The following is a 26,237-nucleotide window of genomic DNA, read 5'->3' as shown; positions in this document are numbered from 1 at the left end:
TCATCCTTTCCATCCAACCTTTCTCCTAGTTTAATAGATTGGTTGGAGAGTTTACACAGTTTATTTTACAGCCCCTATTACATAGGTTGTACGTACCTCTCATCTCAATTACTGTTTTTCAATGCCGAGTCTTTTTCCGTTCAATGCCTTTGCCCGTTTCCGCTTCTCTTTATACAGCGCAATATTCGCATGTTTAAAGAGTTCCTTTAATGCACCCGAAATATCAGAATTTTCCCAACCTCGTCGTTACTGGTTGCTGGTAAAGCCCAAGATTTTATTTTTAGAATGCCGCAGATCATAAAATTGCCCTTGAAACTCAACCAGCGGATTGATCAAGTCATCTGGATGCAGCATAACTATGCGAGCCACTTGACCATCTGATAAGAGAACTGAATCCCCGATCATTCTGTTCATTACGTTGGTAATAAAACATTGAACAATGATCGGATCGAATAATCCGAATGCACGTTGATAGATTTCTTGAAACACTTGGTATAAGGGAACTGGCTTCTTATACACCCGCTCTGAAACCATCGTATGGAACACATCGGCAACGGCTACAATTTTGCTGAAGTAAGTGATCTTATCACCGCTGACCCCGAAAGGATAGCCGCTGCCATCTTCCCGTTCATGATGCTGAAGGGCAACCAATGCTTGTTGTTCCGACATGCCTGGAAGATTGCTAACCATTTCATACCCAAAGTGAGTATGGCGTTTCATTTCAGAATACTCTTCCACACTGAGTTTGCCTGGTTTTTTCAAGATCGAATCAGGGATCTTGGTCTTTCCAAGGTCATGAAGCAACCCCGCTACGGCGAGGTCATTCAGTTCCTCTTCTTTCAGCCCCAACCATTTACCAATTAAGTAGGAGAGGATTGCAACACCGATACAATGTCGATAAGTGTAATGATCTTTCTTGCTTAAGTCCAATATGACGTTTGAAAGGTTATTATTGAAACAAATTTCTTGAATTTTCGGCATAACAATATGACGGATAACTTGATTTGAAAGTTGACTGGAATTTTGGTGTATCTTTTCATAAATCGACTGAACTTCAGATATCGCTTCATCAACGATTACTTCGGTGACCAACTCGGTATCTTCTGCCCCAATCTCGATTCCATGTTGACGTAGAAGATCAAGATGGCGAGTGTTCAAAATACTGTTCTTTGGCAGAAGCAAACTGCCTTGCTTGGAATAGATATTGTTGTTTAATCTTCTCCCAATAAACCATGTATTATCAATAAGAATCACCCCGTTTTCTTATGCCATTTGTCTAATGGTATTGCGGTCAAACGTCATTTCTTCAACTGGTTCAAAGATATCCATACTATACCGGTCCACAATGATTTTGCCTTCAAACATTTTCTTCACAATAACTTTCTTTGCAGCTTTAAGGCTTGTCCATACTCCAGTAGTCCCTCCAACATACATAGCTGAGATGGTGTCTCCCGCCTCAAGTTTGGAACCCCGACATACGGAATTGTCCAATAAGAAGATGATGTTCCCTGCTGAATAGAGATCGCATTGGATCACTCCTTCTTTACGAATGAGAATATCTCCATTCGACTTGAGAATTGATTTTTGCCCCTGATTGATGACAATTTGCACATTCGTTTCTTGACTTAATGCGACTCTCATATATGCTTCTTTCAGAATACGCAAGAAATCTTCCATTTTCGGTGCTGTCATTACCTCAATTATTTTTGTTGGTTGCAGAAATAACTCCAAGTAATAGTTCAACTGCTGTAAATCATTTTTATTGTAAGATTGAATACTAGAAATTACGCCTAACAATTCTTTCACAACATCCCCGACTTGCTGATATTTGTTTTCCGTAATCAGCACTAAGACTTGTCCATAACGTACCTGCATATTTTTCTTGGCCAACTCATGAAGCAATAACTTCGCACTTTCCATCATTTTTTCAAGTATTTCGATCAATTGTTTAGAACTGTTATAGAGTCGGTTGTAAAGCATTCCGAAATACCCTGAATAAAGATTACTTCCTATTACGTTTCCCTTGACTGCGATACTGCCAGTCGCGGTTAATGTTGCATTGAAAACACTGCCAGCCACATAAATGTTTCCAAGTGATTCAATGATCATGTTGTCCGTGACATCGCCATACACGATCACATCACCAGCAAACACAATATTTCCCGTCTGCATATCAACGTTTCCTGGTACGATAAATGCCGTGTTGATATCAAAGTATTTGATCCGATTTCCTGTAACTCTAGGTCGCCCTTCCTTTAGAGCAATGACGATGGAATCGGGTGTTATCTCCACATTATCCTTTCCTGCAATACGAATGTCCTTGACTGGTTCTGGGAGCAACACGTTTCCGAAAACATCATACCCCGCCTGGCCTTCGACAGGAGGGGTCTTTTTGGCGATAACATCTCCGCTCTTGACGGAAGGAATTTTCATATGATTTTTATAGTCGATATAACCCCTGACCTCAGTAAATATGTTCTCGATATTTTCAGAGAAATATAGATCAAGTTGTGCATCCCGACCTTGGACTGGGGCTTTACCCCTAGCAATGGTTACAGGTCGAAAAGAAGGTCGGAGGATCTCCGTTTGAATCGCCACAACATCAAGATTCATTTTTATCTTCATATTTTCAACAGCCGTAATAATATCTTGTAAACTCAAAGTTTCCAATATAATTGTAAGATCTTCCTCAGCAGTCAAAGTCACATTTAATGAAGGAGTCTTATCTGCTAATATCCACGCATATCTTTGTGTCCGATTAATAGTTAGATATGCTTCTATTTTGTCATCCGATACAGTTATCTCAAATAAAGGCTTTTCTTCAATCTCCCATTTGATCACGCTTTCAGATGTAACCTTCGTCTCTTTATCGATCTGTTTTCCATCCACCATTAACTTGACTGGTGGAGTCGCATTAATAGCCGGAAACTTACCACCATTGGTGGGGTTTCCAACCGTAATCTTGCCTTGTTCAACCTTAATAAACCCATCAGTGACCACAGCATTTGCGTCTACTCCTTGAGTAGTAGATGAGAATGATCCAGCCTCTTCACATACCTGAGAACTAGGAGCTTCGTCAAGTTTTTTCAACAAATTAATGATTTCTTGTTCACTGATATGTTCTGACATTGGAAACACCTCACTACAAGCCAGATAATATCTGAATTTTCGGATATTTAGTATGAGTCTTATGTGTGAGAGGTCCTTGAATCTATTTTCCTATCAACTATGGTTGGCTAAGGTTGTGGCAATAGATTCGAAAAACTCATTGACATCAAATGGTTTTGAAAGTACTTTTACATCCTTTTTCAGTCTAATAAATCGGGATTCGTTTCGTAGTATGCGTTTAGTGCCTCGAGTCCGTCTTTAGCTTGTAAGACAACCTCATGGCTTGCTTCGGTAACTAAGGCTGAGATCAAGAAACGAATAGAAGGGCTGTCGTCAGCGATCAGGATTCTTGCCATATTTGTCCCTCCCGAGTAAAAATAAAAAAACATCCATAGGAGTGATGTTTTAGATACATTCACCTCACTCTTGGCAACTTGGCGACCGTAGAATCAACTTCCTTAGGTCCATAGTTTTGCGTCCCTATTTTTCAATAGGTTTGCCTTTCGATATGAGAAATATGAAGTTCACGTCATCTTTCAACAATTATCCGCATAATAGACTAAATGCGACAATGCCTATAACAGTTAGTGTCATTTTGAGTCTTTAGAACTATTCGTAGTTCAATATTACTACAAAGTTATCCCAAAATAAACCCCATTTGTAGAGTATACTACGTGGAAATTGCTCCCATACTGAATAATAATAGAAAATTTAAGGGGGCGTGTTTATGACTTTAGAATTATCATTCGCCAAAGTTCTTAAGTCCTTGAGAGTTACCAAAAAGATGTCCCAAGAGGAACTTGCCTTCAGGAGTGACCTTGACCGGACATACATTTCAATGTTGGAAAGAAGTATTTATCAACCGACCCTTACAACGATATTTGCATTGTCGAAGGCTCTTAACACTACGCCTTCAGAGATGATCAAACTTGTTGAAAATGAATATGGCGAGGTTGATGATAAGGAATAACAATCCTCAGCGGAACGACATCTTTAACAGATGGTCGGAAGGATTTTGCTGTCGCCAACCCCTCTCTGGAATAACAGAGAGGACTGGCTATTGCTGTCGTAACCTATACTCAACTTGAATGTCAGAGTCCAACATCAATCGAAGAATCCAAAATAAAGATCGTATTGATAAGGAAAATCCAATATCAAAACGATCTTTTATCAAATTGCCTTATGGCAGACTATAGTAACTCTCTCAACAACTGAACCCCATCCTTTAGTCCAGCAAAGTATAACTGCTGTATTATGAGAGTATTGCGATAATTGATGATCTCTTCCATCTCAAGATATAACTCATACTGGGCTTGTGATAACTCACTTTTTAGTAAATTCTCAAGTTCTCGATGCCTGTTTTGTAATTGATCAATCTCCCGCTGCATACCCGCTTGCCTCACCAATTCATTAAACCTATGATCAAAAGCCGGTTTTAACCATTCTGGACCGAATTGTTGCATGAATACATCTCCTCCATCTAAATGTTTTGAATTAATCGAAGTTTGATGGTACATCGGGAAGGAGAGTATGACAAGCTTCCATCCTATGGTTTAAAGCCTCCATCATGTCACAGCCAAAAGCGGAATCTACGACCTGTCGAATCCAATATTCGATAAAGATCGTGATATGGTACAACAGGCATACGAGATACTCGGAATTTCCAGCAATGAATTGATTGAAGAGAAGAAAAAATTAAGCCGCCTTTGCTTTTTGGTCAAGCCCCCGTTTAGTGGACATTGGAAAAAGCCCCTAGGCTACGAGCTGGCGTCGAAACTCACTCGGCGTCAGCTTGTTTAGTTTTCTTTGTGGTCGTTTGTTGTTGTAAAACTCAATATATTCTTCAATTCGCCTTTGTGTCTCGTCTAGAGTTCGGATATGATAGGGATAGAGCCCTTCTGTTTTGAGATGCGAGAAGAAGCTCTCCATAGAGGCTTTGTCATGACAATTGCCTCGTCTAGACATGCTGATTCGGGCGCCAACCTTCAGCAGCATGTCGTGGTAGGCGTGAGGCGTGTACTGGAATCCTTGATCGCTGTGAACGATCAATCCCGTCACGTCTTTCGTTTGATTCAAGGCCTTCTCAAAGGTTTGAAGTACAAGCTGATTATCATTACGTAGACTCATGTGATACGCTACGATTTCATTATTAAATAAGTCTTACCCATTTCTGGTTAGGGGCATCCGCCTTAAATTGACGTTGCAGCGTATTCTCAGCGACGCGGCTGCCTACATTCGAAGCATAGTTAAAACGGTGCTTACGTCGAATGTGTGAACGTAGCCCTAATTGTTGCATTAAACGAAGAACCTTTTTATGATTCATCCACACCTCCTCGTCTTGCAGTAGGAAGAGTTGAATTTGTCGATAGCCGTAGATACCACGATAGCGATTATATACGGCTTGGATTAAGGCTTTTGCATCGTGATCCCGATCAATCATCTTCAATTGACGTTTCAAATAAGCGTAGTATCCACTTCTGGAGACACCAAACAACTTGCACAAGCTGCTGATGTTGTACCCTTGTGAGGCTTTCCGAATGGATGCATACCTTTGTTCTTTACCTCCTGTTTCCAGATTTCCAAACACTTTTTTAGCATTTCATTCTCCCGTTGTAACTGCTTCGTATAGCGGTCCTGATCCACATATTCCTTTCGTCTCCCCCTTTGGTCGAGTAGACCAAACTCCCCCTGTTCGCGATATTTTCGCATCCAGCGTTTCATCCGATCCTTATCTTGAATCCCTAAGTGCTCATTAATCTGCCGATACGTCCATTTTGCCTCCAAATAAAGACGTATCGCCTCCAACTTCAGTTCCTCAGAGTATGATTTAAATCGTTGTCCTTTGATTGCAATAAAAAATGCACCCCCTAGAATTCATCGGAATAACCAGGGGGGGTTTCCAATGTCTATTCTAAGGGGTGCACTTCAGATCCAAACTTAACGGTTTGGGTCTTTTTCATTTTTTACGTATCATGACAGGTGACGAGCATTATAGTACAATGCAAATATTGAATTTTTGCAAAGGGGAATTATCTTGATCAAGAAGGAACTCGCTTATATCCGCAAGCAATTCAAACTGGATCATGAAAGACTAAGTATTTACGACATTCTGAACGTCTATATTATGAAGGAAACGAACGAAATCTATCATTTTGAGCGTACACCGTTTGAGCTGTTGGAGAGAGAAAAGCAGGAATTGCATATGGGCAATTTCAAAAGACTGCTGTCCGGAGAATTGGATCAGAAGCTGTTCGAGCTAAAGTTCCAGGATCACCCGGAAACGGACAAGCCTTCGCAAGACCTGCTGCATCAAGCTCTCGTGACCGGTGATGCCGACGAATGGCATGATTTGATGCTTCTGCTGGTAGAGAAAATGCTGGAGGATACGACGTATGAACGGGATACGGTAATCACCTTCGTCCGCGGGCAATACTACAAGCCCACCAAGGAGCGCAATGAGGAAGCCGAGGAAAGCGAAACTGATGAGATGTTTGCGAATCCGTTTATTTTGTGCAGCATCAATTCAACCGAACCGCAGCGAAAAACGCTTATGTTCGACTATGTCGAACGCGAGTTCAAGTACAACGTGATCGTTGATCCAATCATCAAGCTGCGCTCGCCGGAGCAAGGCTTCTTCTATCCCAGCATTACGGACGGCTTCTCTGATGTGAATCGGGTACTCTATTGCGCGGGCAAAGCGAATGATCCAAATCAGCATTTTATCGATCAGGTCCTAAACGCCGAGAAGACGGTAACCGCGCTGGAAGAGAGAGCGATCTTTGAGGACATCGTCAAGGAAATTGCCGGAGATCAGCTTGACGCCTCCACGATTGCGAGCGTATACGAAGAAATTCAGCAGGTGATTGAAACCCACGAGGAGGAAGAACCGCCGAAGCTGGATTATAGGGATGTGGAGCGCGTGCTGACAGCCAGCGGCGTGGAGAACGTTACGACGGAAAAGGTGGAGCTGGCGTACCAAACGGTTGTTGACGACAAAAACTATGAGATCAAAGCAAGCAGCGTCGTGCCGAAGTTTACTTCGAAATCGATCAAGATCGAAACGAAGGTAGCCACGATCTCGGTCAGCCCTCAAGATCTAAAGTACCTGAAGCAAGTCAATTATCACGGCAAACGCTGCATTCTGATTGAGGTTGATGAGGACGCGGTGATTGAAGGTTTTACGCTAAGCACGGAAGAACTGTAGAGGTGAAAAACAACAAGTTTTGAGGAGGTTGCTCATGATGAACAAAGAACTCAAGGTTTTAGCACCGGAACAAAGTGAAGAATTGCTCCAGGTTTTAAGCAAGCGTTTTGAGGCAAACATGAATCGCCATCCCGAGTTGGCATGGGCTCAGGTCCAAGCGAAGCTGGAGGCGCAGCCCGATAAACTGTGGTCGCTCCATGAAATGGAACGGACCGGCGGCGAGCCGGACGTTATTGGATACGATGAGCAAACCGATCAAATCTTATTCGTAGATTGTTCGGCGGAATCGCCCAAGGGCCGCAGAAGCGTCTGTTACGACCATGAAGCCCTGGAATCGAGAAAGCAGCATAAGCCGGAAGACAGCGCGATGAACATGGCGGCTGCTATGGGAATTGAGCTGTTAACGGAAGAGCAATACCGGGAACTGCAGAAGCTGGGGAAATTTGATTTGAAGACCTCCAGTTGGGTGCAAACCCCTGCTTCCATCCGTAAGCTTGGCGGCGCCCTCTTCTGCGACCGCCGTTACGACACAGTCTTTGTGTACCATAACGGGGCGGAATCCTATTATGGCGCCAGAGGGTTCCGCGGCATGCTAAAGGTTTAGAAATCAATGTTATCAATAAGCCCAAAAAGAGAGGTGCAGCTGCACCTCTCTTTCCTCGTATAACTCGTATAAAGAACCCGTTTATGACTGATTCACGGCAACCTTCTCCTGGACAGCCTGCAAAACGTCATCGTATGTGGTCTTTAACACGATGGCCATTTCGTTAAATGAAGTGTTCTGTATGCCCAATAACAGCTGGTTGTCTTGATTGCCGAGTTTCTTATGATTTTGCTCAGACCATTGTTTCCTGCGCATCAACGTATTGGCAACCTTCGCGATTCCCTCCCGGTCGCCTGTCTTGACAATCGCACTGTAATTGTGATGCCGTTCATGATTGTTATCGATCCATGGAATGCCCGGTGCCATAAAAGAGTCGATTAACGCCATCGCTTCCTCCGGCCCCATCAATTTCTGCAATTGCAAGGGCGCCCTATCGACCGGAATGCTGATTTTTAAGGTCTCATTGCTCAGCGGATGCAGTTCATAATAAGTCTTGGAAACACCGGCCAGCGATTTTACGCAAACCTCGTCGATGCGGCAAACGCCATGCACCGAATAACTGATCAAATCCCCCTTATCAAACATGGCCGTGATCCCGCCCCTCTATTTTGTCAACTAAGTTGACTATTGTTAATATACTCCTTTTCCGTTAATTTGTCAACTAAATTGACAACTTCCGGCCGTCTTTGTATAGTGTAGGAGAACTAGCAACAGGAACGGAAATGGAGGGATTCCATGCATCCCAAATTTGAATCTTTGAACCTGATCGATCTGATTAGCGAACGTCATGTCCAGCTTCGCTCCCTCTGTGAGCAGGTGTGGAACGAACGGAACGAGATATATATCTCCAACTCAGAATGGTTTATCATGGCAAGGATTTATCAGCAAAATCCAACGATTTCGCAGGTAACAAGACAGGTGGATATTTCGCGGCAGGCGACCCACAAATTCATTAAGAGCTTGGAAGCCAAAGGGTTGGTTGAGGTCATACCAGCCCAGCATAACAAGAAGGAAAAAAGCTTGAAATTAACGCCGTTGGGCGAAAGCTGTTATGAGAAGAACGCCACCATCAAGGCAGCGCTGGAGCAGATTATTGCGGATGCTCTTGGAACCGAGCAGGTCGAATTGTTAAAGAAGCTGCTAAAAGCTGATTGGGGGAACTTAAACGAGCTATTCACAACATGAAGAAAGGAAGGGATTCCTTACTAGCAATTCCCTCCCTTCTTGTTATTATAGTTATTTTCGAAATAACCGGAATTCCTCCATAAACTTCTGGGCTGCAGTCGTAAGCGGCACGTTCCGCATATTCATAATGCCCACCTGGGACGGTGGCAGCTCTACGTCCAGTTTGATTTCAAACAGCGAGCCGTCCTCCAGTTCCTTCGACACGAACTCCCGGGCCACATAAGAAATTCCCAGTCCTTTGCGCGCCAATTCGATCAGCAGGTCGACGCTGCCAACCTCAATTTCAGGCTTCAGCTCGTAGCCATATTCATAGAACAGCTCGGTGATCGCCATGCGGGCGCGGCTGTTGCGCGAGAACAAGATCAGCGGGTGCTCCAGCAGCGTTTCCAGCGAAATCACTTTGTCCTTGAGATTGGCATAGGCACAGCCGGCCACAAAGCAGTCCTGCAGCTGAATGCCCTCCCGCACCTCGATATGCGGATCGACGATCGGCATCCGGGCTACGCCCAGGTCGATCTTCCCCTCCTTCAAGAAACCCATGATCTCCGGAGTTGTCCCGTGAAGCAGCTGAATCCCGACGTCCGGATACCGTCGATGAAAATCCTCCAAATACGGAAGCAAGTAATGCTTAAACAACGAGTCACTGCCGCCGATCCGCAGAACACCGGTCTCGAGGTTTTTGAGCTCGGCCATCTTTTTCTCCGCCAGGGAGATCAAGATCTGCGATTGCTCGATATACGAGTACAAGATCGCGCCCTCCTGCGTCAGCGACACTCCTTTGGAGTTACGGTAAAACAACGAAAGGCCAAAGCTTTCCTCCAGCTGCTTGATGGCATGGCTGACGCTGGGCTGCGTCAGGAACAACGCATTGGCTGCTTGGGTTAAGCTGCCGGTTTTCGCTGCCCAATAAAACACTTTATATAGTTCATAATTGTTTGTCATAAACCTGGTCTATAGCTCCTGTCAAATATATTAATTTCACCTATGGTGATATTCGTATTATATTGGAGTCATTCCAAATAATCCATAGCTTAGAGGTTGGGAATGGGCAACATCCCGGATCCCACAAACAGAGAACCTGTATTCCATTAATGGATAAGAGAAAAGCTATGCTGAGAGGAGAGAACCTAGATGGATGCCAATACGTTTGTATTGTTTGGGGCAACTGGGGATCTAGCGAAACGCAAAATTTACCCTGCCTTGTTTAATTTGTTTTTGGATGGAAAGCTGCCGGAAGTTTTTAGCGTAATCGGCTTGGGCCGCAGAGAATGGTCCGATGAAACCTTTAAGGCAAACATCGAACGATCTCTGCACAGCTTTTCACGACGGGAAGCCAGCGATGCAGAGGCTGTGAACAAATTTCTCAGCTTCTTCCGCTATCATGTCTTGGACGTCGACCGCAAGGAAGACTATCAAAGCCTGCTGAAGCTCGTTGAAGAACGCGAACAGGCCCTAGGGGCGGAACCCAATCGGTTATTTTATCTGTCGGTTGGTCCAGAGCTGTTCGAGACAATTGCAAACCATATTCAAGACAGCGGACTAGGCGACACGAAAGGCTGGAAACGGCTTGTCATTGAAAAACCGTTTGGCCGCGATCTCCAATCCGCCCGCGATTTCAATGCACAGCTTAGCAAAGCTTTTACCGAAGAGGAAATTTTCCGCATCGACCACTACCTCGGCAAACCGATGGTACAGAAGCTTCATCTGCTGCAGCAAACGAATCCGGTGCTCCAGGCTTCCTGGAATAACCGTTACATCGCAAACGTGCAAATTACGGCCAGCGAAACCGTTGGCGTTGAGGAAAGAGCCGGGTATTACGACCATTCCGGTGCCTTGCGCGATATGTTCCAGAATCATATGCTGCAGCTGCTGATGATGCTTGCCGCCCATCTGCCGAAAGGCGACGATTCGGAGCAAGTGCGCTCGAAGAAGAAGCATGTGATGCAATCACTGGAGCCGCTGCTGCGTCAAGACGTCCCAACCCAAGTGGTCCGCGGTCAATATACAAGCGGGACCATTCAAGGGAAACCGGTTGTCGGTTATAAAGACGAAGCCGGGATCCCGCAGGATTCCCAAAACGATACCTTCATCGCAGCCAAACTGCAAATCGATGACGATTTCTGGCGCGGAATTCCGATTTACATCCGTACCGGCAAACGCATGAAGGAGAAAGCCACACGGATCGTCATTGAGTTCCGCGAGCCGGTGAAGCAAGTCTCCACAGCCAACAACGGCGGTAAACCGAATTTGCTCGTGTTCGAAATCAGCCCGAACGAGAGCATTTACCTGCGTCTGAATACGGAAGGCGAAGCTCAGCAACAGGATCTCACGAAGGTGCTGATCGGCTCCCATAAGAGCGGCAGTGAAGTGCCTGAAGCCTATGAGAACCTGATTTATGACGCACTTCGCGGCGACTCCTCCTTCTTTGCGCATTGGGATGAGGTCGAGTTGTCCTGGAAATGGGTGCAGCCAATCCTGGATGCTTACGCTGCGAATGAGGTGCCGTTATATCCATATCCGGCAGGCAGCTTCGGTCCGCAAGCGGCCTACGAGCTGCTGGCCAAAGACGGGTTCGAGTGGTGGTTCGACCGCGATAGCGAAGCGGCAACCTCCGCAGAGAGCACCGGTAACCCATCGTCTCAAGAGTCCTTGTCCATCAAATAAGGGGGAATACGGAACTTTTTGTCCCTGATCGTTCAAATCTAAAATTTATAAATTTGGAGGGATTACGATGAAATTTTTTGTTGACACGGCCAATCTGGAAGACATTAAAAAAGCCCATAAAATCGGCGTCTTATCCGGGGTGACAACCAATCCTTCCCTCGTCGCCAAAGAAGGCGTCAAGTTCGAGGACCGCATTGAGGAAATCTTGAAGGCCGTCCCCGACGTGGAGTCCGTTTCGGCGGAAGTCACGCCGGATGCAGTCACAGCCGAAGAGATGATTGCCCAAGCGGAAGAGCTGATCAAAATCAACAACCATGATCCACGAATCACGATTAAACTGCCAATGACGCTGGCAGGTCTCGAAGCAACCAAATATTTGGCGCAAAAAGGTGTCAAGACCAACGTCACCTTGATCTTTACGGTCAACCAGGCTTTGCTGGCCGCTCGTGCAGGCGCTACTTATGTATCGCCGTTCCTCGGCCGCTTGGACGACATTTCCGAAGACGGCGTGCAGCTAGTATCGAAAGTTGCGGAGCTGTTCCGTGTGCATACCCTGGATACGCAAATCATCGCCGCTTCTGTCCGCCATCCGGATCACGTTACCCGCGTAGCTTTAGCTGGAGCGCATATCGCTACTATTCCGTTCGCGGTCATCGAACAACTGGCCAAACATCCGCTGACGGATCAAGGGCTGGAGAAGTTCGCGGCCGATTGGAAGAAATCCGTAAAATAAGAGCTTTACCTCATAGATTAGAGAGGATAGGTTTGGAGGTAGGTATATATGAAAAAACAACAAATCGGCGTGATTGGTCTCGCCGTCATGGGCAAGAACCTCGCGCTTAACATCGAAAGCAAAGGCTTCTCCGTTGCATTGTATAATCGTTCGCCTGAGAAAACCAAAGAACTGCTGGAGGAAGCGCCGGGCAAAAATTTCGTTGGCACCTACAGCATCGAGGAATTTGTGCAATCGCTGGAAACGCCGCGTAAAATTCTAATTATGGTGAAAGCCGGCAAGCCAACCGACGACACGATCAACCAACTGGTCCCTTACCTTGAGAAAGGGGACATCTTGATCGACGGCGGGAACGCCCACTTCCCGGACACCCAGCGCCGCAACAAGCTGCTGGAAGCCCAAGGCATCCGCTTTATCGGCGCCGGCGTATCCGGCGGCGAGGAAGGCGCGCTGAAAGGCCCGGCGATCATGCCTGGCGGCCAACGGGACGCCTACGAATTGGTTGAGCCAATCTTGACGGCGATTTCGGCCAAAGTGAACGGCGATCCTTGCTCCACCTACATCGGCCCGGACGGTGCCGGCCACTACGTGAAAATGGTTCACAACGGGATCGAGTACGGGGATATGCAGCTAATCGGCGAAGCGTACCATTTGTTGAAGGATGTGCTGGGGCTGAGCGTTGATGAACTGCACAAGATTTTTACGGAATGGAATAGCGGTGAGCTGGACAGCTACCTGATCGAAATCACGGCAGACATCTTTGGCAAGAAGGATCCAGCTACCGGCAAACCGATGGTGGACGTGATCCTGGACTCCGCCGGCCAGAAAGGTACTGGCAAATGGACGAGCCAAAGCGCCCTCGATCTTGGCGTACCGCTGTCGATCATCACCGAGTCGGTGTTTGCCCGCTTCATCTCCGCAATGAAGAGCGAACGCGTGGCCGCCAGCAAACGGTTGAACGGTCCGGCCACCCAGCCGTATGACGGCGATAAGGAAGCATTCATTGAAGCGGTCCGCAAGGCGCTGTACGCCAGCAAGATCGCATCGTACGCCCAAGGCTTCGCGCAAATGCGTCTCGCTTCCGAGGAATATGGCTGGGATCTGAATTATGGCGCCATCGCCATGATCTTCCGCGGCGGTTGCATCATTCGGGCTCGCTTCCTGCAAAATATTAAAGATGCGTACGATCGCGACCCGAATCTGAAAAACCTGCTGCTCGACGATTACTTCAAGAATGTCGTCGAGAACTACCAAGACGCTTGGAGACAAGTGGTTGCCACTGCTGTAACCCGCGGCATTCCGGTACCGGCCTTCTCCTCCGCTCTGGCTTACTACGACAGCTACCGTTCCGAGCGGTTGCCTGCTAACCTGCTGCAAGCCCAACGCGACTACTTCGGCGCCCATACGTTCGAACGCGTTGACCAAGAAGGCACCTTCCATTTCCAATGGCTTGATAAATAAAGAATGAACTGAAGCCGCGAGGAGAACCTCGCGGCTTGTTTTATGCGCTCATCGCCCTCTTCTTATGGGTGAGGAACAGCCCGGGGATAAAAATCAGAATGAGGACGAGGGTGGAAACCAGGAATCCGGCGTGATAGCCCTTTAAGCTATTTGCCACCGTGGGTTGCAGGCCTTGGACGACTGTTGCAACAACAGTGGCGATCACCGCTGAGCCAAAGCTGGCACCCAGGTTCTCGATGATATTGATCCCAACGCCGGCTTCCGAAAGCTGATGATCGTTTAGTCCCGTATAGGCGTCACTCGTTAACGGGAGATTAATGCCCCCGATGCTGGTTCCCCGAATAAACAAGACAAGGGAAATCCATACCATGCTCGTTTGATCAGTGATAAAGATCAGCGGAACGGACCCGATCAGCGATAGAATCAGGCTCACTATCACCACGTATTTCGCGCCGATCCGATCGATCATTTTGCCGATCAACGGACGGGTAACGAGCATCCCTAGGCCTTGGGGAATTAACGCAAGCGCAGCTTCAATGGCCGTGAAATGCCGGAAATTTTGAAAGAACAACGGCAAGATGAGCATCGGTCCCATAATGGCCATATTCGCCAGAAACAGTCCAACACTGGAAGCCAGAAAACTCCGATGCACAAACAGGTTCAAAGGGAGTACGGTTTGATTGTTCGTGAAACGGTTGTACGCGAAATAGATAACGGCTAAAGCAAGGCCGATGCCCACCCATAACAAAGTCTCGGGATTGTTAAACGAGGCATGGTCCGCCGCCTTTGTAATGCCATAGATCAAAGCAGCGCTCATGAAGGACAAGCAGGCGATCCCAATGACATCTAGTTTGCTGTCTCGGTTGAACGGCTCGAAGTTGGGGATTTTTCTCATCATCAGCGGTGCGGAGATCAGAACAATCAACACATTAATGAAAAAAATCCATTGCCAGGACGCCCATTGAACGATGAAGCCTCCGATGACCGGTCCCAGGATGGGGCCAAAAATCATCGGTGTGCTGACGATCGCCATCACTCGCCCCAGATAATCCGGCCCTGCGGTTTTGACTAGAAGCGTGAACATCAGCGTGGTAATGATCCCGGCGCTAAATCCTTGCACCAAGCGAAAAAATATAAAGCTGAAGACATTCCAACTGAAGCCGACAAAGACGGAGATAATGCCAAAAGCAACAACGGCGCCGACAAAAATCTTCTTCCCGTTAAATTGGTTCATCAGCCAGCCGGAGACCGGTACCGCCATCGCAAGGGCAAGCACATAACCGGTGATGGACCATTGAATAATATCCAGCGTCGTCTGAAAATCTTTGGTGAGGATATCGATCGCGATATTCACCATCGTTGAATCAAGCATAGGAGCAATGGCTCCAAGGGCAATTGCCCAGGCAGCCATGAGGATTTCTCTAGGTAACTCTCTTCCTTTCTCTTTTACGTTCTGCATGGGATTCTCCTCTCGGATGTTATTATAGTCATTTTGTTTCTGTGTCAACAAAAACATAACGTATTATTGTTTCCTTGTCAACAATTATCGAAACAAAAAAAAGCAGTCGCTCCTAATCGAGTGGACTGCCTGGAATTTAACTATGTGTTGTGCCAAATCACTTCCTGCTGATGTCGTGCAGGGAGATCCCTTGTTTCTTCATTTCCTCATCTAAGTGTCGGCTATATCGTTCAATAAAGTGCAGCATCTGATCAAATTGCTCCTCCGTCACCTGCTCAAATACGGCTTGATCGCGCGCTTGCAGTTCCTCATGCAACTCTTCGTGGATATCAAAAATGTTCTGACCTTGCGCGGTCAGTTTAAAATAGATTTCTTTCTTGTTGTCCGGCTTCTGATAGCTTTCGATCAGACCTTTGTCCATCAGCTTCTTCGTTAATTTCGTAATGGCTCCTCGCGTCATATAGAGGGTCTCAGCAAGCCGAGTCACATTGGGCTCCGCCTGCTTCCCAATCGCCTCGATACAATGGACTTCGGAAGGCTTAACCCCTTTCAGTCGGTCTTCTATTTTCATTTTATTGAGCCAGACCAGTTTATTAAATAAATTCCTGAATTCCAGGAGTACCTGTTCCTGCTTATTCATCGCCTGTCCTCCCGCCCGTTAGTACATTACCTCTATTATATTGAATTCTAGCACGGTGTTCCAAGCAAGCGAGCGCCTTCGCACGCGTCAAGGAGGAACTAGGCTCGCTGATGTCGAAGTCTACTTAAGCATTCTAGAACTTGCGAGGTGACTTGGCTTGACGATTCTTCACAATGATTGGGCCCCCTTCCTGGAGCCCGAATTCAAGAAACCGTACTATTTGCAGCTGCGCCAGTTTCTGGCGAATGAATACCGTACCCGAACGATTTATCCCGATATGTATGATATATTTAACGCGCTCCATTATACGTCCTTCGCCGACACCAAAGTGGTGATTCTCGGCCAGGATCCATACCACGGCCCAGGACAAGCACATGGGCTCAGCTTCTCCGTCAAACCGGGGGTCAAAGCTCCGCCTTCCCTGCAGAACATGTTCAAGGAACTGCGGGACGATTTGGGCTGCCGTATCCCTAACAACGGCTATTTGGTCCCATGGGCAAAGCAAGGCGTGCTGCTGCTCAACACCGTCCTGACCGTGCGGGCCGATACCCCGAACTCCCATAAGGACATCGGGTGGGAGACATTCACTGACAAGGTGATCGAAACGCTCAACCAGAAGCGGGAGCCGGTCGTGTTCCTGCTGTGGGGCAGCCATGCCCAGAAAAAAGCGGCCCTGATCACAAACCGCGAGCATCATTTGATCAAGTCACCGCACCCCAGCCCTTTGTCGGCTCATCGGGGATTTCTGGGCAGTCGGCCGTTTTCGCGGGCCAATCAATTTTTGCGCTCGAAAGGTTTAGCTGAAATCGATTGGCAGATTCCGGATTTGTAAGGAACTCAAACGATGCTGCGCACCAAGCCTCCGTCGATCCGCAATGCAGCCCCATTGATTGCCGAAGACAACGGCCCGTCCGCAGCGAGATTCCAGTAACCGACGCCCAAGCATCGCATACGGTATAGGAAGAAGCCTAAACGAAAGGGGAAGTTCTATTGTTTAACTCCCATTATTATCGGCAATGCCCCGCAGAGCACTACCCCTACACGGTGCAGCCTGGGGATACGCTGAACATCATCGCGTTCCGGCTGGAATCAAGCGTCACGCGCATCTTAGCCGCGAACCCGGGCCTTGACCCGAACAACCTGCAAATCGGCCAGGTGATCTGCATCCCCTCCTGCCCGCCGAATCATGTGTCCCGCATCATCGAACGCGGCGATACGCTGTATCAGATCGCGCAGGAATACGGCGTTACCGTCGCCAGCATCCTGGAAGCGAACCCGGGAGTGGATCCGAACTCGCTGCGGGTGGGACAACGGCTCTGCATCCCGCAGATTGGCGGAGCTCCCGATGTGACCGGCCTGCGAGAAACGATCACCGCGATGCAAAGCGACATCAATATGCTAAAAGCGGATAGCAGCGTCCAGCAAACGCATGAGAGCAACTATGGCAACTCCACGCAGACGACCCGTGTTTCCCCCCGCGAGATCCGGTTTGAGATTGTGCCGGTAACGTTTGCCGGCGCGTACCGCGGTCATTTTACCGCCAGCCGCCGTTACCCTTACTACGTCGATGCCTCCATGGGCGGGAGACGCACGATCAACGTCAAGGATAACTTTGGGGTTTGGCATTCCTTCAATTACAAGGAGCAAACGCCGCGATCCTGATCGATGCCCGCACGAATGGGGACAAAAAAAGGCGGAGCCCAGATCTACATCCAGGTTCCGCCGCTATCTCCATTTGACTCGTCTTACCCTTCCCGATTTAACGTCCGCTTCAGGAACTCTCTCGTCCGCTCCTGCTTCGGTGCATTAAAGATCTGCTCTGGCGTTCCCTCTTCGGCGATGACCCCCTGGTCCATAAACACGACCCGATCGGACACCTCCCGAGCGAACTCCATCTCGTGGGTAACGACGATCATCGTTAGTCCAGAGTAGGCCAGCTCCTTCATAACCTTCAGCACCTCGCCCACCATCTCGGGATCCAGCGCCGAGGTCGGCTCGTCGAACAGCAGTACGTCCGGGTCCATCGACAAGGCGCGGGCGATGGCTACCCGCTGCTTTTGTCCGCCGGAGAGCTGTTTCGGTTTGGCATGAATGTATTGCTCCATCCCGACATCCCGCAAATATTTCATCGCGATTTCAGTCGCTTCTTCCTTGGAGCGCTTCAGCACCTTGACTTGTCCCACGACGCAGTTGCTCAGCGCGTCATGATTGTTGAACAGGTTAAACTGCTGAAACACCATCCCCAAATGCCGGCGGTACAACGAGGCCTTCTGCAGATCCTCCAAAATATTGTTGCCATTGTAGATAATCTCCCCGCCGCTCGGCTTCTCCAACAGATTGATGCAGCGGAGCAGCGTGGATTTGCCGGAACCGGAGGAGCCGATGATGCTGACGACTTCTCCTTTGCTGACCGACAGATTGATATCCTTAAGCACCTCGTGGGTACCAAAAAATTTGCTCAAATGCCGAATTTCGATTACCTTGTCCATCCTCACTCCTGCTTTCTGCTAGCGCTGCAGCGTATAGCTTTCGGGGCCGTCCAGCCTTTTTTCGATACGCTGTAAAATTTTCGTTACGGTTAACGTCATGATCAAATACAACACGCTGGCCACAAAGAACGATTCAAAGTACCGGAAGTTGTTCCCGGCAATCGACTTGGTCATAAAGTACAGTTCCGACACGGAAATGACGTTCAGCACCGAGGTATCCTTGATGTTAATAATAAATTGATTGCCCGTCGCCGGCAAAATATGGCGAATGACCTGCGGCAGCACCACGTTGCGCATCGTCTGCCAATGGGTCATCCCAATCGCATGGGCGGCTTCAAATTGCCCTTTGTCCACCGAATAGATGCCCCCGCGCACGATCTCGGCCATATAAGCTCCCGTATTAATGGAAACGATGAAGATCGCCGCAAACGTCCGGTCCATATCGTAATTGAACAGCAGGGACGATCCGTAAAAAATCGCCATCGCCTGAACGATCATCGGCGTTCCCCGGAAGCATTCAATGTAAATGGTCAGCAGGCCGTTAACGATCTTCAGCAGCCAGTGTTTGAGCCCGCGTTCCGGCACCGGAATGGTTCGGATCACGCCGGCCAGCAGACCAATCGCCGCACCGATCATCGTGCCGATGAGCGAGATATATAACGTTACCCCGGCTCCACGCAAAAACATGGGCCAGTTATCGGTAATAATTTGGATGATCCACTCGTAAGTCATTTGATTTCCTCCCGCACCGCATAAAACCGACTGCAATCCCATTGCAGCCGGCTTATGTCCCGTGCTTTATTTAGTTCGCTGCAGGTTGGTTCTTAATCGCATCGTTCATAATCGCGGACCGTTCATCTTCGGAAATGCCCGCGAGAATTTCGTTGATTTTCGCCGTCAAGTCGCTGCCCTTCTCGAGCCCAACCGCGATGGCGGTGTCATCATCCGAGGTGGTGAAGCCGTCCTGGAATTCCACGTAAGCGAAATTGTCATTCGCGGTTGCGGCGCTGACGCCTTCCGGAAGCTCGGATACATAACCGTCAATCGTTCCGGATTCCAAGGCCACGCGCATTGCCGGGAAGTTATCCATCGCCGGTTGCTTGTTCACCCCGTTGATTTGGTCGATCACGGAATAGTGGAACGTATTCAGTTGGGCCGTAATTTTCGCGCCGCTGAAATCTTGGATCGAGGTAGCTCCTTCATAAGGGCCTCCCTTTTTCACCACCATAATCAGGTTCGATTTATAGTAGTTATCCGAGAAATCAATCGTCTTCTTACGCTCTTCGGTCGGGGACATCCCGGCAATAATGGCATCGATCTTACCGGAGGTCAACGCCGGAACCAGACCGTCCCATTCCGTCTTGACGATCACCAGCTTCTTGCCGAGGCCGTCGGCAATCTTCTTGGCGATTTCCACATCGTAGCCGCCCGCGTATTCGGAGCTGCCGTCAATCGGAACCGCGCCGTTGGAATCATCGTTTTGCGTCCAGTTAAACGGAGCGTACCCCGCTTCGAGCCCTACTTTAAACGTATTATCGTCTTTGCCGCCGGAGGAAGAGCCGCACCCTGCAAGGATCAGCACCGCCGACAATAACATGAGGATGGATAACGACCAGGTTTTTCTCATTTTTCTTCACTCTCCATACAAAATAATGAATCGATAAAAACAGAAACAAAAAAACGACTTCGGATACACACCGAGGCCGTTTGATGGGTTCATTTCCGTCCTGACACCCACTTTCCCCTCGACGAGATAGCGCAACTTGATAGATCGGGTCATCTACCAAGACAGTCCTGCAGCTATTAACTGCAGGCCCAGCAGCATACAGTGAGCCTGTATACCGCTTCGGCGACATTTCCTTCTCCCCGGGCTCATCGCCTGCTCAAGCTCCACCGAAGACTGTTAAATATCGCGCCTCTACCCCACCATTGCTAGAAAGTGAGGTCTAATTCAATTTGATTGTAGGATACAATATGAATGCTATTTCTGTCAAACTAACATAAGGTGGGAATCATAGGGAAGGAAGACATCTCCAGCAGATTCGATTCAGGACCCGAAAGACTAGACATCGATTCACCAGATGGGGATACAGCAGCAGCGGAACGTTTTATTTCCAGAAGAAAAGGGAATAACCAATAGGGTATACCTATGCTAAGGGGGATCTCTCATGAAGTTGACGCCGGAGCAGCGCATTCAGCTGCATGAGTTCAACAACCTGACCAAAACGTTAAGCTTTAATATGTACGATGTCTGTTACACCCGGACCAAACAGGAACGCGAAGCCTATATCGCCTATATCGACGACCAGTACAATTCCGACCGCCTGACGAAAATTCTCAGCACCGTCTCCGAAATTATTGGCGCTCATATTTTGAATATCGCGAACCAGGATTACGTTCCGCAGGGGGCTAGTGTAACGATGCTGATTTCTGAAGGCCCCGTGGTGGAGGTGCCCACCGAGTCGTTTGACGAATCGCCCGGACCGCTGCCGGAATCTGTGGTGATACAGCTCGACAAAAGCCACATCACCGTCCACACGTATCCTGAATACGATCCGAAAGAGAGCATCAGCACGTTCCGCGCCGACATCGACGTTTCGACCTGCGGGGAGATCTCGCCGCTGAAGGCGCTAAACTACCTGATCCATTCCTTCGAGGCGGACATCATGACCATCGATTACCGCGTGCGCGGTTTTACCCGCGACATTAACGGCCACAAGCTGTTCATCGACCACGATATCAGCTCGATCCAGAACTATATTCCCGATGAAGTAATCGAGAAGTATCAGATGATTGATGTTAATGTGTACCCGGAGCATATTTTTCACACGAAATGCAAGTTGAAGCAATTTGATTTAAACAACTATCTGTTTGGGTACACGAAGGACGATCTGTCTCCCGCAGAGCAAAAGCAGATTACCGAGATGCTGGTCACCGAAATGGATGAAATCTTCTATGGTAAAAACATTCGTTAGAAAAATAAAAAGCAGCCCTTGCCTAATGTGGCTTTGGGCTGCTTTGCTTATGGAGCACATATCGTATCCAGTGAAGTTACTCGTTTAACGCAGCTTTCAAAGCTTCAAGATTTTGACGCATCAGCGACAGATAGTCCCGGCCAGCTGCTTCGTCTTCGGCCGTCAGTCCTTCGATCGGGTTCAGGACCGCTGTCTTCGCTCCAATTTCCCGGGCAATCGTCTCGGCTACTTTGGAAGAAACCAACGTCTCGAAGAAAATCGTCTTCACCTGATGCTCCTTGGCGAACTTCACGATCTCCGTCATCTGCGCCGCTGACGGCTCCTGGTCAGGGGATAACCCGGCGATCGGCACTTGAGTCAGCCCGTACTCCTGAGCCAAATAACCAAATGCCGCATGTTGTGTGATAAAATCCTTGCGTTTCGCATTAGCGAACGCGTTGGCGAAATCTTGATCCAATTGCTCTAGCTGGGCAACGTATGCGTCGGCGTTTTGCTTATAGTTCGCGGCGTTCTCCGGGTCAGCCTTCGCCAAGGCGGCTTCAATGTTGCGAACCTCTTGGACTGCCAGCGCCGGTGACAACCAAACATGCGGGTCCAGCCCGCCGTGATCGTGGCCATGATCATGATCGGAGTCGTGAGCGGCTTCTCCAGCTTCGGCTTCATGATCTGCGTCGTGATCCGCAGCGTGATCTGCGTCATGCTCATCCCCGTCGGCATGCTCTTCTTCGGCTGCATGCTCCTCGTCATGCCCATGCTCCTCTTCTTCTCCGCCTTCCATCAGCGTAATCCCTTCACTGGCCTCAATGATCTCCGGCTTGCCGCCGGATGCAGAGGCCTCCACCTGCTCCAGCCAGCTTTCCATTCCGGCACCGTTTACGATAAGCAGATCGGATTCCGTCAGCTTCCGAATATCCTGAGGACTAGGCTCCCAATCGTGGGGTTCCACACCGCCGGGAACGAGCAACTCCACCGTCGCCAGATCGCCAGCCACCTGCTTCGTAAATTCGTAGATCGGGTAAAAGCTCGTTTGAATCCGCAACGGCTGTTTCGCATTCACCGCTTCGTTATTGCCTGCTGTCTTCTCTGCGGCATTCGCCGAATTGGCAGCATTCCCTGCGGGCTGTCCACCCCCGCCGCAACCGGCGATCACCAGCATCAAGCTCAGGGCCGCCGCAGTGGCGAACCTTTTCACATATTGTAAATTCATTCTCATCTCTCCCTTTGATTCCACACTAAATTCTTCCGCCTTCTTCCGACGGCAAGATTATAGACTCCCCTTGGCTTCTCGCCGCCTGCCTCACGCTGCGCCCGTTCCTCCGAGCTAGGGATCCCCGTACCTTCTGCCCCGCGATGCCGGCTAATAAAAACAGCAGCAAAATCAACGCAATCGTCCCGCCAGGCGGCATATCCAAGTAATACGAAGCGGTCAGCCCGCTGAAAATCCCCGTTAGGCCGGAGGCAACTGCGATGACAATCGCTGCCGCAAACCCGCGGGCCAACCGCAGCGCCAGCGAGGCTGGCAACACGATCAACGAGGACACCAACAGCACGCCAACAATTGGGATCGCCGCCGCCACCGCCATGCCGGTAAACACCGCGAAGGAGAACGACAGCCACTTCACCGGGATCCCGCTGATTCGAGCGGTTTCTTCGTCAAAAGTCAGGCTGTACAGCGGTCTTCGCAGCACGATGAAATACGCGGCGCCTAGCAAAGCGACGCCAGCCATCAACACCAGTTGTGTGTCGCTCACCGCGACGATCGAGCCAAACAGGTACGCGCTGAAGCTTTGGCTCAGGTTGCTTCGTAAGCTCATCAGCACGACGGCGAGTGCCAGCCCCGAAGTCATGACGATCGCAACCGGCATCTCGCTATACGCTCGGTAGCTCCGACGCAACTGCTCGATGAGCAGCCCGCCGAGGATGGCAGCGACAAAGCCGGCCAAGGCCGGGTTCCAGCCCAGCACAGCCCCGAGGGCTACACCAGCCAGCGAAACGTGGGACAACGTATCGGCCATCAGCGCCTGGCGCCGCAACATCAGGAAGACGCCGATGACCGGGGCGATGCTGCCGATCAAAGCGCCGGCCCAAAACGCACGCTGCATGAACGCGTAGTCAAGCATTGCCATTCCTCGCTTTCCTGTTGCTCCAGGGATATGATGCGGTCCAGATACGCCTCCGCTTCCTCCGGGCCGTGGGTCACCATGATCACCGTCAATCCGTGTTGGTCCGTCATGTGCCGCAGCAGCTGATAAAATCCTTGGCGGCTTTGCCGGTCCATGCCCGTCGTGGGTTCATCCAGAACCAGCACCCGAGGCTGCCCGGCCAAGGCTCGAGCAATGCAAATCCGCTGCTTCTGTCCGCCTGACAGCTCGCCGATTTTCCGGTATCGTTGCTCCCACATCCCCACTTGCTTCAAGCTGCGTTCGACGATCTGCTGCTCCTCTGCACCAAACCGGCGAAACAAACCGAGCCGGGGATAACACCCCGACTTCACCAGCTCCAGCACCCGGCTAGGGAACCCGCTGTTAAACGCGGCGACTTGCTGCGGGACGTAACCTACGTTCAGCCGGCCCTCCACCAACGCTTCCTCGTTGATTTTCACGCTCCCGCTCCACGGCTTCAGCAGACCGAGCAACAGCTTGAGCAGCGTCGTCTTGGCCGCACCGTTAGGTCCGGTAATGCCAACGAACTCGCCGGCATGGATTTCGAGGGACACCCCGTCAATGACCGGTTTGTCGCCATACCCAAACACGACGTTTTCCATCGAGGATAAAATCATGTTACCCCTTCTTCTCTAAAGCGTAATTTTTACGATTAACAAAGACGACAAATCGCCCTCCAACGGTACCAACTCTCCCAAGCTCAATTAGCGCGTCTCCCGATGAATCGTGTATTTACGCAGCCGAGGCGAGTATTTCCGCAGTTCCAGACGTTCGGGATGGGTCTTTTTATTTTTGGTTGTCGTATAGTTTCGATCCCCGCACTCCGTACAAGCTAATGTGATGACCACTCGCATGTCTATTCCTCCTCAAGAATTAGTCTTTAGTTGGCGCCCGCCAGCTCTTCCGCCGAAATCCACGGCAGCGGATTGGGGAAGTTCGCCCAATTCATCTGCATCTCTTCGTCGCTTAACAAGCAAGCATTAAGCTCCCGTTCAATCCCGGCGCGATCCATTCCAATGCCGATAAACACCAGTTCATTGATCCGGTCGCCCGTCACATCGTCCCATTTACGCCGCAGCTCCGGCTCTTCGTTAAACAGCTCCTCCCGCTCACGATCAGACAGTGAGGCTAGCCAATAACCAGCCGGACCAAATTGAATCGACGGCCCGGCCTGACTCAAATTCGCCGCCATATCGGACTCCGTTGCGATCCAAACGAGCCCTTTCGCCCGCACCACTTCCTCTGGCCACTGGCTCATAAACTGCGCCAATCGCTCTGGATGAAACGGCCGTCTCCGCCGGTACACAAACGAACCGATACCGTATTCCTCCGTTTCCGGCGTATGGTTTTCCAACTCCAGTTCCCGGATCCATCCGGCCGATTGGCTGGCTTTCTCGAAATCGAACAAGCCTGTGTTCAAAATTTCCTGCGGATCCACGCAGCCCATCGTGGAGCGGATAAACTTGGCGGTTGGCTGCAGTTTACGCAGGACACCCTCCAGTTCCTTCAACTCCTCCTCGTCTACCAGGTCGCATTTATTCAAAATTAAAATGTCGCAGGTCTCGATTTGATCGATCAACAAATCAACCACATCGCGATTGTCGCCTTCTCCTGCTTGCTGCCCGCGTTCCAGAAGTGTCTCTCCGGAGGAGAAATCATGCCAGAACCGGTAGGCGTCCACTACGGTAACCAGGCAGTCCAGCTTGGCGATCCCCGTCAAATCAATCCCTGTCTCGGCATCCGCATAAGTAAACGTTTGGGCGATCGGTACCGGTTCACTGATCCCTGTTGACTCGATTAATATGTAATCGAACCGCCCCTCCGCTGCCAGCTTCTGCACCTCTCTGAGCAAATCCTCGCGCAGCGTACAGCAAATGCAGCCGTTCGACAACTCCACCAGCTTCTCTTCCGTGCGTGACAAACTCCCGCCGGCGCTGATCAGCTCCGCATCGACGTTAATCTCGCTCATATCATTGACGATCACCGCCACCTTCAGCCCCTGGCGATTGCTCAAGACGTGGTTCAGCAGCGTTGTTTTGCCCGAACCCAAATATCCGCACAGCACCGTAACGGGAATCGGGCGCGCAATATGTTCATTCATTTCGTTTCATCCCCTTTCGTATGCAAGACCAGATGCCCGCTCTGGTTTATTCGTAATTATTACGATTAACAATCAATACTATATCTTCCTTCCCTGGGCTTTGTCAACTATCGATACGGATCTGCGAACGAATCTATCAACTTCGTTCTGAAACGCCTTGGAAAATAATAGTATAATACTGCACTAGATCCTGATTTTGTCCAAAAGGAGTACGTCATGAATAAACAAGCCATCACCCGAATGCTGCCGATTCTTGTGCCGGCCGCTTTCGCGCTCGCCTGCCTGACGGTCCTATACCCGTCGCTGATTCGACAGGTCCCGCTTGACGAGCTGCAAACGTTCAAAACCAGCTTTCTCAGCATCTTGCTGGAAGCGCTGCCTTTCGTGCTGATCGGAGCGCGTTTGGGCTCGTGGTCACCTCCGACCAGCCGCTTGTTGAGCTGACTAAAGAC

The 26,237-nt window shown here is 49.4% G+C and carries 30 protein-coding genes and 2 riboswitches; of the genes, 11 read left to right on the top strand and 19 right to left on the bottom strand.

What is annotated here, in order from left to right; genetic code table 11:
* Window positions 1-246: 246 nt before the first annotated feature.
* From U9M73_RS01815 to U9M73_RS01805, 3 genes are all read right to left on the bottom strand, one after another.
* The gene (locus tag U9M73_RS01815) at window positions 247-1,254 is read right to left on the bottom strand and encodes an HD-GYP domain-containing protein (protein WP_323076082.1); all 1,008 of its coding nucleotides are present in this window, start codon (window positions 1,252-1,254) and stop codon (window positions 247-249) included.
* A 9-nt stretch (window positions 1,255-1,263) separates the two neighbouring features.
* Window positions 1,264-3,129: a flagellar assembly protein A gene (locus U9M73_RS01810; RefSeq protein ID WP_323076081.1), complete on the bottom strand. Its 1,866-nt coding sequence runs from the start codon at window positions 3,127-3,129 to the stop codon at window positions 1,264-1,266.
* 179 nt (window positions 3,130-3,308) lie between these two features.
* Entirely contained in the window at window positions 3,309-3,464 is a 156-nt protein-coding gene (locus U9M73_RS01805) for a response regulator transcription factor (protein WP_323076080.1), read from the bottom strand.
* A 69-nt stretch (window positions 3,465-3,533) separates the two neighbouring features.
* Window positions 3,534-3,619, bottom strand: a riboswitch (cyclic di-GMP riboswitch).
* A gap of 216 nt (window positions 3,620-3,835) precedes the next feature.
* Here U9M73_RS01805 and U9M73_RS01800 point away from each other — a divergent pair.
* Window positions 3,836-4,078 (top strand): helix-turn-helix domain-containing protein, encoded by a 243-nt coding sequence (locus U9M73_RS01800; RefSeq protein ID WP_323076078.1) that lies wholly within the window; start codon window positions 3,836-3,838, stop codon window positions 4,076-4,078.
* A 220-nt stretch (window positions 4,079-4,298) separates the two neighbouring features.
* Here the strand turns inward: U9M73_RS01800 and U9M73_RS01795 are convergent, their stop codons facing one another.
* From U9M73_RS01795 to U9M73_RS01780, 4 genes are all read right to left on the bottom strand, one after another.
* Window positions 4,299-4,571, bottom strand: coding sequence for a hypothetical protein (locus U9M73_RS01795; protein ID WP_009226103.1), 273 nt, complete (start codon window positions 4,569-4,571; stop codon window positions 4,299-4,301).
* A 289-nt stretch (window positions 4,572-4,860) separates the two neighbouring features.
* Window positions 4,861-5,235, bottom strand: a complete 375-nt coding sequence (locus U9M73_RS22125; RefSeq protein ID WP_407673867.1) for an IS3 family transposase — start codon at window positions 5,233-5,235, stop codon at window positions 4,861-4,863.
* Window positions 5,236-5,257: 22 nt separating this feature from the next.
* Window positions 5,258-5,566, bottom strand: a complete 309-nt coding sequence (locus tag U9M73_RS01785) for an IS3 family transposase (protein ID WP_157273487.1) — start codon at window positions 5,564-5,566, stop codon at window positions 5,258-5,260.
* Window positions 5,563-5,892, bottom strand: a complete 330-nt coding sequence (locus U9M73_RS01780) for a helix-turn-helix domain-containing protein (protein WP_323076077.1) — start codon at window positions 5,890-5,892, stop codon at window positions 5,563-5,565. Before U9M73_RS01780 ends, U9M73_RS01785 begins: the two co-directional genes overlap by 4 nt.
* A 250-nt stretch (window positions 5,893-6,142) precedes the next feature.
* Between U9M73_RS01780 and U9M73_RS01775 the strand changes: the two genes are divergently transcribed.
* The gene (locus U9M73_RS01775) at window positions 6,143-7,312 is read left to right on the top strand and encodes a DUF4317 domain-containing protein (protein ID WP_323076076.1); all 1,170 of its coding nucleotides are present in this window, start codon (window positions 6,143-6,145) and stop codon (window positions 7,310-7,312) included.
* 34 nt (window positions 7,313-7,346) lie between these two features.
* Window positions 7,347-7,916: a DUF4256 domain-containing protein gene (locus U9M73_RS01770; protein ID WP_009226100.1), complete on the top strand. Its 570-nt coding sequence runs from the start codon at window positions 7,347-7,349 to the stop codon at window positions 7,914-7,916.
* An 81-nt stretch (window positions 7,917-7,997) separates the two neighbouring features.
* Here the strand turns inward: U9M73_RS01770 and U9M73_RS01765 are convergent, their stop codons facing one another.
* On the bottom strand, window positions 7,998-8,501 hold the full coding sequence (locus tag U9M73_RS01765) for a CarD family transcriptional regulator (protein ID WP_009226099.1): 504 nt from the start codon (window positions 8,499-8,501) through the stop codon (window positions 7,998-8,000).
* A gap of 150 nt (window positions 8,502-8,651) precedes the next feature.
* Between U9M73_RS01765 and U9M73_RS01760 the strand changes: the two genes are divergently transcribed.
* Window positions 8,652-9,101, top strand: coding sequence for a MarR family winged helix-turn-helix transcriptional regulator (locus tag U9M73_RS01760; protein WP_009226098.1), 450 nt, complete (start codon window positions 8,652-8,654; stop codon window positions 9,099-9,101).
* Between the two features lie 51 nt (window positions 9,102-9,152).
* Here the strand turns inward: U9M73_RS01760 and U9M73_RS01755 are convergent, their stop codons facing one another.
* The gene (locus tag U9M73_RS01755) at window positions 9,153-10,043 is read right to left on the bottom strand and encodes a LysR family transcriptional regulator (RefSeq protein WP_009226097.1); all 891 of its coding nucleotides are present in this window, start codon (window positions 10,041-10,043) and stop codon (window positions 9,153-9,155) included.
* A 189-nt stretch (window positions 10,044-10,232) separates the two neighbouring features.
* Here U9M73_RS01755 and zwf point away from each other — a divergent pair, with 189 nt between their 5' ends.
* The 3 genes from zwf to gndA all read left to right on the top strand — a co-directional run bounded on the left by zwf (window position 10,233) and on the right by gndA (window position 13,959).
* On the top strand, window positions 10,233-11,765 hold the full coding sequence (zwf, locus tag U9M73_RS01750; RefSeq protein WP_323076075.1) for a glucose-6-phosphate dehydrogenase: 1,533 nt from the start codon (window positions 10,233-10,235) through the stop codon (window positions 11,763-11,765).
* Between the two features lie 67 nt (window positions 11,766-11,832).
* Entirely contained in the window at window positions 11,833-12,498 is a 666-nt protein-coding gene (fsa, locus tag U9M73_RS01745) for a fructose-6-phosphate aldolase (RefSeq protein ID WP_323076074.1), read from the top strand.
* Between the two features lie 48 nt (window positions 12,499-12,546).
* Complete coding sequence (gene gndA / locus U9M73_RS01740; protein WP_260069824.1) at window positions 12,547-13,959, top strand: NADP-dependent phosphogluconate dehydrogenase; 1,413 nt, start codon at window positions 12,547-12,549, stop codon at window positions 13,957-13,959.
* 40 nt (window positions 13,960-13,999) lie between these two features.
* On the opposite strand, the gene U9M73_RS01735 is transcribed toward gndA, so the two are convergent.
* The gene (locus U9M73_RS01735) at window positions 14,000-15,418 is read right to left on the bottom strand and encodes a DHA2 family efflux MFS transporter permease subunit (protein WP_323076073.1); all 1,419 of its coding nucleotides are present in this window, start codon (window positions 15,416-15,418) and stop codon (window positions 14,000-14,002) included.
* A 157-nt stretch (window positions 15,419-15,575) separates the two neighbouring features.
* On the bottom strand, window positions 15,576-16,058 hold the full coding sequence (locus U9M73_RS01730) for a MarR family winged helix-turn-helix transcriptional regulator (protein ID WP_009226092.1): 483 nt from the start codon (window positions 16,056-16,058) through the stop codon (window positions 15,576-15,578).
* A gap of 157 nt (window positions 16,059-16,215) precedes the next feature.
* Here U9M73_RS01730 and U9M73_RS01725 point away from each other — a divergent pair, with 157 nt between their 5' ends.
* On the top strand, window positions 16,216-16,890 hold the full coding sequence (locus U9M73_RS01725; RefSeq protein WP_323076072.1) for a uracil-DNA glycosylase: 675 nt from the start codon (window positions 16,216-16,218) through the stop codon (window positions 16,888-16,890).
* Window positions 16,891-17,048: 158 nt separating this feature from the next.
* Complete coding sequence (locus tag U9M73_RS01720; RefSeq protein ID WP_323076071.1) at window positions 17,049-17,720, top strand: LysM peptidoglycan-binding domain-containing protein; 672 nt, start codon at window positions 17,049-17,051, stop codon at window positions 17,718-17,720.
* Between the two features lie 83 nt (window positions 17,721-17,803).
* On the opposite strand, the gene U9M73_RS01715 is transcribed toward U9M73_RS01720, so the two are convergent.
* The 3 genes from U9M73_RS01715 to U9M73_RS01705 all read right to left on the bottom strand — a co-directional run bounded on the left by U9M73_RS01715 (window position 17,804) and on the right by U9M73_RS01705 (window position 20,174).
* Entirely contained in the window at window positions 17,804-18,547 is a 744-nt protein-coding gene (locus U9M73_RS01715) for an amino acid ABC transporter ATP-binding protein (protein WP_009226089.1), read from the bottom strand.
* Window positions 18,548-18,565: 18 nt separating this feature from the next.
* Window positions 18,566-19,279 (bottom strand): amino acid ABC transporter permease, encoded by a 714-nt coding sequence (locus U9M73_RS01710; protein ID WP_036645970.1) that lies wholly within the window; start codon window positions 19,277-19,279, stop codon window positions 18,566-18,568.
* 70 nt (window positions 19,280-19,349) lie between these two features.
* On the bottom strand, window positions 19,350-20,174 hold the full coding sequence (locus U9M73_RS01705; RefSeq protein ID WP_323076069.1) for a transporter substrate-binding domain-containing protein: 825 nt from the start codon (window positions 20,172-20,174) through the stop codon (window positions 19,350-19,352).
* 119 nt (window positions 20,175-20,293) lie between these two features.
* A riboswitch (Lysine riboswitch) is annotated at window positions 20,294-20,476 on the bottom strand.
* Window positions 20,477-20,715: 239 nt separating this feature from the next.
* Between U9M73_RS01705 and speD the strand changes: the two genes are divergently transcribed.
* On the top strand, window positions 20,716-21,522 hold the full coding sequence (gene speD, locus U9M73_RS01700) for an adenosylmethionine decarboxylase (protein ID WP_009226086.1): 807 nt from the start codon (window positions 20,716-20,718) through the stop codon (window positions 21,520-21,522).
* Between the two features lie 76 nt (window positions 21,523-21,598).
* On the opposite strand, the gene U9M73_RS01695 is transcribed toward speD, so the two are convergent.
* The 5 genes from U9M73_RS01695 to U9M73_RS01675 form a co-directional block, all read right to left on the bottom strand.
* A complete protein-coding gene (locus tag U9M73_RS01695; protein WP_316009833.1) occupies window positions 21,599-22,729 on the bottom strand; it encodes a metal ABC transporter substrate-binding protein in 1,131 nt (376 codons plus the stop codon).
* Window positions 22,730-22,754: 25 nt separating this feature from the next.
* Window positions 22,755-23,648, bottom strand: a complete 894-nt coding sequence (locus U9M73_RS01690; protein ID WP_323076067.1) for a metal ABC transporter permease — start codon at window positions 23,646-23,648, stop codon at window positions 22,755-22,757.
* On the bottom strand, window positions 23,594-24,301 hold the full coding sequence (locus U9M73_RS01685) for a metal ABC transporter ATP-binding protein (RefSeq protein ID WP_009226083.1): 708 nt from the start codon (window positions 24,299-24,301) through the stop codon (window positions 23,594-23,596). Before U9M73_RS01685 ends, U9M73_RS01690 begins: the two co-directional genes overlap by 55 nt.
* 87 nt (window positions 24,302-24,388) lie before the next feature.
* Window positions 24,389-24,538: a 50S ribosomal protein L33 gene (rpmG, locus tag U9M73_RS01680; protein WP_009226082.1), complete on the bottom strand. Its 150-nt coding sequence runs from the start codon at window positions 24,536-24,538 to the stop codon at window positions 24,389-24,391.
* Window positions 24,539-24,564: 26 nt separating this feature from the next.
* A complete protein-coding gene (locus tag U9M73_RS01675) occupies window positions 24,565-25,785 on the bottom strand; it encodes a GTP-binding protein (protein ID WP_316009832.1) in 1,221 nt (406 codons plus the stop codon).
* Between the two features lie 216 nt (window positions 25,786-26,001).
* On the opposite strand from U9M73_RS01675, the gene U9M73_RS01670 reads away from it, so the two are divergent.
* Entirely contained in the window at window positions 26,002-26,229 is a 228-nt protein-coding gene (locus U9M73_RS01670) for a hypothetical protein (protein WP_009226080.1), read from the top strand.
* Window positions 26,230-26,237: the final 8 nt, after the last annotated feature.

The organism is Paenibacillus phoenicis, from assembly GCF_034718895.1.
In the GTDB taxonomy this organism is placed as follows: domain Bacteria; phylum Bacillota; class Bacilli; order Paenibacillales; family Paenibacillaceae; genus Fontibacillus; species Fontibacillus phoenicis.
The sequence above is the reverse complement of the archived record's forward strand: the minus strand, read 5'-3'. Positions and strand labels throughout refer to the sequence as shown.

Coding starts and splice junctions, on each gene's coding strand:
- U9M73_RS01765 (WP_009226099.1), bottom strand. CDS start 8,501: ATGTTTGATAAGGGGGATTTGATCAGTTATTCGGTGCATGGCGTTTGC.
- U9M73_RS01795 (WP_009226103.1), bottom strand. CDS start 4,571: ATGCAACAATTCGGTCCAGAATGGTTAAAACCGGCTTTTGATCATAGG.
- U9M73_RS01675 (WP_316009832.1), bottom strand. CDS start 25,785: ATGAATGAACATATTGCGCGCCCGATTCCCGTTACGGTGCTGTGCGGA.
- U9M73_RS01755 (WP_009226097.1), bottom strand. CDS start 10,043: ATGACAAACAATTATGAACTATATAAAGTGTTTTATTGGGCAGCGAAA.
- zwf (WP_323076075.1), top strand. CDS start 10,233: ATGGATGCCAATACGTTTGTATTGTTTGGGGCAACTGGGGATCTAGCG.
- U9M73_RS01760 (WP_009226098.1), top strand. CDS start 8,652: ATGCATCCCAAATTTGAATCTTTGAACCTGATCGATCTGATTAGCGAA.
- U9M73_RS01685 (WP_009226083.1), bottom strand. CDS start 24,301: ATGATTTTATCCTCGATGGAAAACGTCGTGTTTGGGTATGGCGACAAA.
- fsa (WP_323076074.1), top strand. CDS start 11,833: ATGAAATTTTTTGTTGACACGGCCAATCTGGAAGACATTAAAAAAGCC.
- U9M73_RS01730 (WP_009226092.1), bottom strand. CDS start 16,058: ATGAATAAGCAGGAACAGGTACTCCTGGAATTCAGGAATTTATTTAAT.
- U9M73_RS01800 (WP_323076078.1), top strand. CDS start 3,836: ATGACTTTAGAATTATCATTCGCCAAAGTTCTTAAGTCCTTGAGAGTT.
- U9M73_RS01690 (WP_323076067.1), bottom strand. CDS start 23,648: ATGGCAATGCTTGACTACGCGTTCATGCAGCGTGCGTTTTGGGCCGGC.
- U9M73_RS22125 (WP_407673867.1), bottom strand. CDS start 5,235: ATGAGTCTACGTAATGATAATCAGCTTGTACTTCAAACCTTTGAGAAG.
- rpmG (WP_009226082.1), bottom strand. CDS start 24,538: ATGCGAGTGGTCATCACATTAGCTTGTACGGAGTGCGGGGATCGAAAC.
- U9M73_RS01705 (WP_323076069.1), bottom strand. CDS start 20,174: ATGAGAAAAACCTGGTCGTTATCCATCCTCATGTTATTGTCGGCGGTG.
- U9M73_RS01670 (WP_009226080.1), top strand. CDS start 26,002: ATGAATAAACAAGCCATCACCCGAATGCTGCCGATTCTTGTGCCGGCC.
- speD (WP_009226086.1), top strand. CDS start 20,716: ATGAAGTTGACGCCGGAGCAGCGCATTCAGCTGCATGAGTTCAACAAC.
- gndA (WP_260069824.1), top strand. CDS start 12,547: ATGAAAAAACAACAAATCGGCGTGATTGGTCTCGCCGTCATGGGCAAG.
- U9M73_RS01735 (WP_323076073.1), bottom strand. CDS start 15,418: ATGCAGAACGTAAAAGAGAAAGGAAGAGAGTTACCTAGAGAAATCCTC.
- U9M73_RS01810 (WP_323076081.1), bottom strand. CDS start 3,129: ATGTCAGAACATATCAGTGAACAAGAAATCATTAATTTGTTGAAAAAA.
- U9M73_RS01770 (WP_009226100.1), top strand. CDS start 7,347: ATGATGAACAAAGAACTCAAGGTTTTAGCACCGGAACAAAGTGAAGAA.
- U9M73_RS01715 (WP_009226089.1), bottom strand. CDS start 18,547: ATGGACAAGGTAATCGAAATTCGGCATTTGAGCAAATTTTTTGGTACC.
- U9M73_RS01710 (WP_036645970.1), bottom strand. CDS start 19,279: ATGACTTACGAGTGGATCATCCAAATTATTACCGATAACTGGCCCATG.
- U9M73_RS01805 (WP_323076080.1), bottom strand. CDS start 3,464: ATGGCAAGAATCCTGATCGCTGACGACAGCCCTTCTATTCGTTTCTTG.
- U9M73_RS01695 (WP_316009833.1), bottom strand. CDS start 22,729: ATGAATTTACAATATGTGAAAAGGTTCGCCACTGCGGCGGCCCTGAGC.